Genomic DNA, 6,638 nt, shown 5'->3' on the forward strand with positions numbered 1-6,638 from the left:
GGCACACCTTCTCGGGGAAATCCTTATTCATTTGTGGCGGGAGTCAAAGCTCAATCCACCTGCATACCCCTACGCCTACGAGCGCTAATCAGGGTATTGCGCATCAGGGAGATGATCGTCATCGGACCAACACCGCCAGGTACAGGTGTGATATACGAAGCCTTTGGAGCCACCTCGTCAAACTTCACATCTCCGCAAAGCCTGAAGCCACTCTTCTTACTGGTGTCTGGCACACGAGTTGTCCCCACATCTACCACTACTACACCCTCCTTTACCATATCCCCCTTTAGGAATTCTGGAGAGCCCAGTGCGGCTATGATAATATCAGCCTGTCGGGTAATCGAAGCAATGTCCTCAGTGCGGCTATGCACCACAGTCACCGTAGCATCTCCAGGGTATGCCTTCTGCATCATCAGCTGTGCCATCGGTTTGCCCACAATGTTACTGCGCCCTAGTACTACACAGTGCTTCCCCTTTGTTTCAATATTGTAGCGCTTGAGTAGCTCAAGGATTCCTGCAGGTGTAGCCGATACAAACGAAGGAAGACCGATACTCGTCTTACCTACATTGATAGGGTGAAAACCATCCACATCCTTGCTTGGGTCGATTGCCTCAATCACCTTCTGCTCATCGATATGCTTAGGCAGAGGGAGCTGCATAATAAAGCCATCCACACTCTCATCCTTATTCAGTCTATCAATGGTCTTCAGAATCTCTTCCTCAGTCACATCCGAGTCAAAGCGGATGAGCTCATCCTGAAACCCTAGCTCCTTCCCCGTCTTCATCTTGGATGCCACATAAGTCTCGCTTCCCCCGTCATTGCCTACCAATATAGCTACAAGGCGAGGTGGCTTATGTCCAGCAGCCACTATTTCCTTCACGTCGGCTGCAATCTCCGCCTTCATTTGGTCTGCAACCTTTTTGCCGTCTAATAATTGATAACTCATAGTATGTATGTTCTTGTAACTAAAGAGTCTTCCTCTTGGTGTACAGTACACCGATAACCGACTCTTCTCTAGCTAATAAACTACTAACCTTCTACGATTGTTTTTATCTCCGTCCCAGATGGCGTAGTGCTGCCATATTCATACCCTTCTTGTTTTTGCCGCCGCCCCCCATGAGCTGCATCACCTTTCTCGCTTGTTCAAATTGCTTCAGTAGCTGATTAACTTGCTGTACCTCCACACCACTACCACTTGCGATACGTTTGCGACGGTTGCCATTGATGATCTTAGGGTTGGAGCGCTCCTCTGGGGTCATAGAGTAGATGATGGCCTCAATACTCTTGAAAGCATTATCATCTACATCTAGATCACGGATAGCCTTTCCCATACCTGGTATCATGCCCAGCAGATCCTTCAGGTTACCCATCTTTTTGATCTGCTTTATCTGGTCCAAGAAGTCATCGAAGTCAAACTCATTCTTCCTAATCTTCTTCTCCAGTTCCCTAGCTTTCTCCTCGTCGTACTGCTGTTGCATACGCTCCACCAGCGATACCACATCACCCATGCCGAGGATACGGTCCGCCATACGCTTAGGGTGGAATACATCGATAGCATCTAGCTTCTCACCAGTACCTATAAACTTAATCGGCTTCTCTACTACCGAACGAATCGAAAGCGCAGCACCACCACGAGTATCACCATCTAGCTTGGTGAGGACTACGCCATCAAAATTGAGACGGTCGTTAAATTCTTTCGCAGTGTTGACTGCATCCTGACCCGTCATAGAGTCCACCACAAAGAGTATCTCCGTTGGGTTCACTGCCTTCTTGATATTGGCAATCTCCTCCATGAGCACCTCATCCACAGCCAGACGACCAGCGGTATCAATAATCACAGTCGTAAAGCCTTCCCTCTTGGCTTTCTCCACTGCATGGGTGGCAATCTCTACGGGGTTCTTATTCCCTTCCTCCATATAGACAGGCACCTTAAGCTGCTCACCCACCACACGGAGCTGCTCAATTGCAGCAGGACGGTACACGTCGCCAGCTACGAGCAGAGGCTTCTGCCCACGCTTCTCACGCAGATACTTAGCTAGCTTGCCCGAGAACGTTGTCTTACCCGAACCTTGCAGACCGCTCATCAAGATGATATTAGGTTTGCCGTCTAGTCGAATCTCCGATGTTTCACCACCCATCAGGGCAGTCAGCTCATCATGGACAATCTTCACCATCAGCTCCCCAGGCTTTACCGCCGTAAGTACACGCTCGCCTATCGCTTTCTCGCGTACCCTCTTGGTAAAGTCGCGCGCCACATCGTAGTTGACATCCGCCTCAAGTAGGGCTATGCGCACCTCCTTAATGGTGTCTGCTATATTAAGTTCAGTGATAGTGCCCTCGCCCTTTAGGCCTTTCAGCACTCTGTCTAATCTGTCCGAAAGATTATTAAACATCTCTATATCTTAGTATATTATTAAAGTCTCTTATCTGGCAAACTTACCAATTTATCACCACATAGCGAGACGCTTATACTTGCAATAGTTCTGTAGACTGAAGCACTGTATGGCAAAAAGATGGCTCCAAGCATGCTTGAAGCCATCATGAAGAAAAAGTGCGCAGGATGAGACTCGAACTCACACATCGAAACCGATACTACCCCCTCAAAGTAGCGCGTCTACCAATTCCGCCACCTGCGCAAAATATGTCTTCCCAATTCTACCTCTGTGCCCAGGACAGGAATCGAACCTGCACGTCATTGCTAACACTAGTACCTGAAACTAGCGCGTCTACCAATTCCGCCACCTGGGCCTTTGTAGGATTGCGAACGCAAAGGTACACAAAAGAAACTAATTCTCCAAATATTTTCACCTACTAAGATATCCCGTAGATTCAATAGCCTCCTAGTATGTCAGAAGGGCAACTAAGCCAAATCGTAAGAACCTTATAATAAAACTAAAGAACAGAGCATATCCACACATTATATAATAGGTAGCTTGTTGTGTCTTTATGAATAAGTATTAATGTCCCACTATCTAAGTCATTACTTTCGTGCTAGTCTCAGAGAATTTTGTACCTTTCAGCATCCTAACATCTGCAGGGAAACACCCTCAGATGCTCATTATAGATTAGAATAATATGAGACGACAGACATTTGGATTATCGCTGCTGTGTGCAGCACTATTTATGACTGCAGTACCAATGGCTGCACAGCAAGACAGTGTAAAAATCGGTGAGGATAAGCCTCTTGTCATCCTCGGACGTGAGGAAGAAAGGTGCCTTACGCTTTTGGAGCAACTCAAGTCCGCCGCTCCCGACAATGATTATCGTGTGGTACCTATGATTCAGACGCAACCAATGCCTTTCGAGTTGCCTGTGGTAGAGGAGGGCAAGCAGCCTGTGTTCCTATTCACTTCGCCTAGAGCGGTAGAGTATTTTGTGGCACAAGATTCATTGCCAAAGGGGGCCAAGGTAATGGCACTCGGTACGGGGACACAGAAAGCTATAGAGGAGAGTGGTTACAAGTGCGACCTTGTAAGTAGTGTGGAGACCACCAAAGGCATGGCAGAAGAGCTACTTAAGTACTTCGAGGCTTCTGAAAAGCCTATCGGTGCATACCACTTTATCCAACCTACATGCGATATCGCAGGCGACTTTATCCAAAAGACACTGGAAGGTGCAGGGGCTACCTATACTCGTCTCGAGATTTATCAGGTAGTTGGGCATCCAGCACTCAGTGAAGAGCTATCCCAGTTGACTCAGGAGCCTAAGGTGGTTCTATTCTATAGCCCTAGTGGGGTAAGGTCATGGGTCGGCGTGTCGGATCTTCGTCCCGCAGTAGTGAGTATTGGTCCAGTCACCTCTAAGGAACTTAGAGAAAATGGATTTACCACTATTTATGAATCCCCAACCCCTCACGAGGAGGATCTCCTCGCTACCCTATTGAACGCCTTCTCCGAGGCAGATAAGTAGTAATACAACAATCGAAGGGGTGTTTCCTACGGTGGAAACAATTCTTTCCATTCCTGGAAACAAAACTTTCCATGCTTGGAAAATATAGTTTCCAAGCATGGAAAGTTTTTTGGAATAACCAATAACTGGAGCCTTACATCTCTGCCGAGGCGAGGCGCTCAGCATTCTCCGCCACCGTAAGGGCGTCTATGAATTGTTGGATATTGCCATTCAGTACATCATCCAGCTGATACACCGTGAGCCCGATGCGGTGATCGGTCACACGTCCTTGAGGGAAATTATAGGTGCGGATCTTGGCCGACCTATCGCCCGTACTGACCATGGTCTTGCGCTTAGAGGAGATTTCGTCAATGTACTTTTGGTACTCCATATTATAGATACGCGTACGGAGCTCCTCCATAGCACGTGCTTTATTCTTCAGCTGCGAGCGCTCGTCTTGGCTCTGCACCACAATGCCTGTGGGGATATGCGTGAGGCGTACCGCAGAGTAGGTGGTATTCACCGACTGTCCACCGGCTCCCGACGAACAGAAGGTATCCACCCTGATGTCCGACTCCTTGACCTCCACGTCGAATTCATCGGCCTGAGGAAGCACTGCCACCGTAGCTGCCGAGGTATGCACACGCCCTTGGGTCTCCGTAGCTGGTACTCGCTGTACACGGTGCACGCCCGATTCATACTTCAGCTTGCCATAAACCCCATCGCCTTCTACCTTGAAAACAATCTCCTTGAAGCCCCCGAGCGATCCCTCGCTATACGAAGTAACACTGCACCGCCAGCCTTGGCTCTCGCAGTACTTCGTATACATCTTATATAGGTCGCCCGCAAAGAGGGCCGCCTCATCACCGCCCGTGCCGCCGCGGATCTCCATGATGGCATCCTTGTCGTCCTCAGGGTCGGCGGGGATCAGGAGTAGCTTTATCTCCTCCTCCAGGGCAGGGAGCTTCTCTTTGATAGCTTCCAATTCGTCCTCCGCCATGTGCCGGAGTTCGTCGTCGCTCTCCTCACGGATAATCTGCTGCGCCTCTTTCTGATTGGCTAAGAGCGTACGGTACTCGTCCGTCTTTTGGTTGACCAAGTCCAGCTCCTTATACTCCTTACTCAGGCGCATAAAGCGCTTCTGGTCGCTAATCACATTAGGGTCCGTGATCAGCACCTGCACCTCCTCAAATCTATCCTTAAGTCCAGCCGTGCGGGCTAGTAGGTCAAAGGGTTGTCCCATCTATCAATACTCAAATCTGCCGTAAGGCGTTTCTAGTACCAGCTCATTCGTTGGGGCCTCTTCTACCCTACCCACAATCTTGGCAGGGACACCGAAGCTCTCCGATAGGGCGATCACCTGCTGCGCCTCGCTTTCGGGGAGGTAGACCTCTAGGCGGTGCCCCATGTTGAACACCTTGTACAGCTCCTTCGCAGGCGTCTTACCCTCACGGGCAATGGTCTGGAAGAGCGGTGGCACAGCGTGCCAATTGTCCTTCACAATACGCTTTCCCTCCACAAAGTGAAGCACCTTGGTCTGCGCGCCCCCCGTGCAGTGTACCATGCCATGAACTGCGCCACGCATCTCCCTAAGCATCTTAGCCACGATAGGGGCATATGTGCGGGTAGGGGAGAGCACTAGCCTACCGTAGTCTATGTCCAGCCCCTCTACCTGCTCCGTCAGTCCACGCTGACCTACATAGACCACCTCATCGGGCAGAGTGCCGTCGTACGACTCCGGGTACTTCCGAGCTATCTCATGGTTGAAGATATCGTGCCTTGCCGAAGTAAGCCCATTACTGCCCATGCCGCCATTGTAGCGCTCCTCGTACGTCGCCTGACCATAGCTGGCAAGCCCCACAATCACGTCGCCCCCTTTGATGCGCGCATTATCGATTACCTCCGAACGTTTCATGCGTGCCGTTACGGTGCTATCCACGATGATCGTACGAACGAGGTCGCCCACATCGGCAGTCTCACCGCCTGTGGAGACGATGCCCACACCCAGAGCCCTGAGTTGCTCCAATAGCTCCTCCGTACCATTGATGATGGCCGAGATCACCTCGCCAGGGATGAGGTGCTTATTTCGCCCTATGGTACTAGAGATAAGGATGTTGTCCACCGCCCCGACACAGATCAGGTCGTCCAGATTCATCACGATGGCATCCTGAGCAATCCCCTTCCATACACTGAGGTCGCCCGTCTCCCGCCAGTAAGCATAGGCGAGGCTACTCTTCGTCCCCGCTCCATCGGCATGCATCAGGCTACAGTAGTCGGGGTCATTGCCGAGCAAGTCGGGCAATATCTTGCAAAACGCTTGGGGGAAGAGCCCCTTATCAATATGCTTAATAGCGGCGTGTACGTCCTCCTTATCGGCGGATACCCCCCTCATTTGGTACAATTCCTTATCCATCATATCTATAATATAGGTGTGTAATGAGTCACAAATTTACCAATTTTACGCCAAGCCACCGCATATCTCTTTCAGCGTAGTCGCAACATGAGAGAGAATGATTACGTGGCAAGTGTCGTGTCTTAGGGGTTAACCTCTTATAGTATATGTGAGGATTATTTATACACTATGGGCTATAGTATTATGAGATTGTGATATGTTAACAGTGTGATCAACTATTGATCTGAAGTGCGTTTTGCTAATTTTGTATTGTGTGGTTCTCGTGTTGATTTTGGTGTTTACAAATATGTGTGTATCTTTGTCGCTGGATTTATGGGGAATAAGGAGGGAATGATA

At 49.7% G+C, this 6,638-nt stretch carries 5 protein-coding genes and 2 tRNA genes; 1 reads left to right on the plus strand and 6 read right to left on the minus strand.

Features of this window, described 5'->3' with window-relative positions:
- Nucleotides 1–50: 50 nt before the first annotated feature.
- The 4 genes from folD to IX315_RS02545 form a co-directional block, all read right to left on the minus strand.
- On the minus strand, nt 51–947 hold the full coding sequence (gene folD / locus IX315_RS02530) for a bifunctional methylenetetrahydrofolate dehydrogenase/methenyltetrahydrofolate cyclohydrolase FolD (protein ID WP_018358263.1): 897 nt from the start codon (nt 945–947) through the stop codon (nt 51–53).
- A gap of 103 nt (nt 948–1,050) precedes the next feature.
- Nucleotides 1,051–2,394 (minus strand): signal recognition particle protein, encoded by a 1,344-nt coding sequence (gene ffh / locus IX315_RS02535; RefSeq protein WP_211637300.1) that lies wholly within the window; start codon nt 2,392–2,394, stop codon nt 1,051–1,053.
- 159 nt (nt 2,395–2,553) lie between these two features.
- Nucleotides 2,554–2,637 (minus strand) — tRNA-Leu (locus IX315_RS02540).
- Between the two features lie 28 nt (nt 2,638–2,665).
- Nucleotides 2,666–2,749 (minus strand) — tRNA-Leu (locus IX315_RS02545).
- Between the two features lie 327 nt (nt 2,750–3,076).
- Between IX315_RS02545 and IX315_RS02550 the strand changes: the two genes are divergently transcribed.
- On the plus strand, nt 3,077–3,910 hold the full coding sequence (locus IX315_RS02550; protein ID WP_211837128.1) for a uroporphyrinogen-III synthase: 834 nt from the start codon (nt 3,077–3,079) through the stop codon (nt 3,908–3,910).
- Nucleotides 3,911–4,043: 133 nt separating this feature from the next.
- Here the strand turns inward: IX315_RS02550 and prfA are convergent, their stop codons facing one another.
- On the minus strand, nt 4,044–5,132 hold the full coding sequence (gene prfA / locus IX315_RS02555; protein ID WP_134848863.1) for a peptide chain release factor 1: 1,089 nt from the start codon (nt 5,130–5,132) through the stop codon (nt 4,044–4,046).
- Between the two features lie 3 nt (nt 5,133–5,135).
- Nucleotides 5,136–6,302, minus strand: a complete 1,167-nt coding sequence (locus IX315_RS02560) for an AIR synthase related protein (protein WP_425325372.1) — start codon at nt 6,300–6,302, stop codon at nt 5,136–5,138.
- Nucleotides 6,303–6,638 lie beyond the last annotated feature (336 nt).

Origin of the sequence: Porphyromonas levii, assembly GCF_018206105.1 — a bacterium.
Taxonomy (GTDB): domain Bacteria; phylum Bacteroidota; class Bacteroidia; order Bacteroidales; family Porphyromonadaceae; genus Porphyromonas_A; species Porphyromonas_A levii.

Excerpts from the sequence above, each read along its gene's own strand:
- folD (WP_018358263.1), bottom strand. The coding sequence starts at position 947 with ATGAGTTATCAATTATTAGACGGCAAAAAGGTTGCAGACCAAATGAAG.
- IX315_RS02560 (WP_425325372.1), bottom strand. The coding sequence starts at position 6,302 with ATGGATAAGGAATTGTACCAAATGAGGGGGGTATCCGCCGATAAGGAG.
- prfA (WP_134848863.1), bottom strand. The coding sequence starts at position 5,132 with ATGGGACAACCCTTTGACCTACTAGCCCGCACGGCTGGACTTAAGGAT.
- IX315_RS02550 (WP_211837128.1), top strand. The coding sequence starts at position 3,077 with ATGAGACGACAGACATTTGGATTATCGCTGCTGTGTGCAGCACTATTT.
- ffh (WP_211637300.1), bottom strand. The coding sequence starts at position 2,394 with ATGTTTAATAATCTTTCGGACAGATTAGACAGAGTGCTGAAAGGCCTA.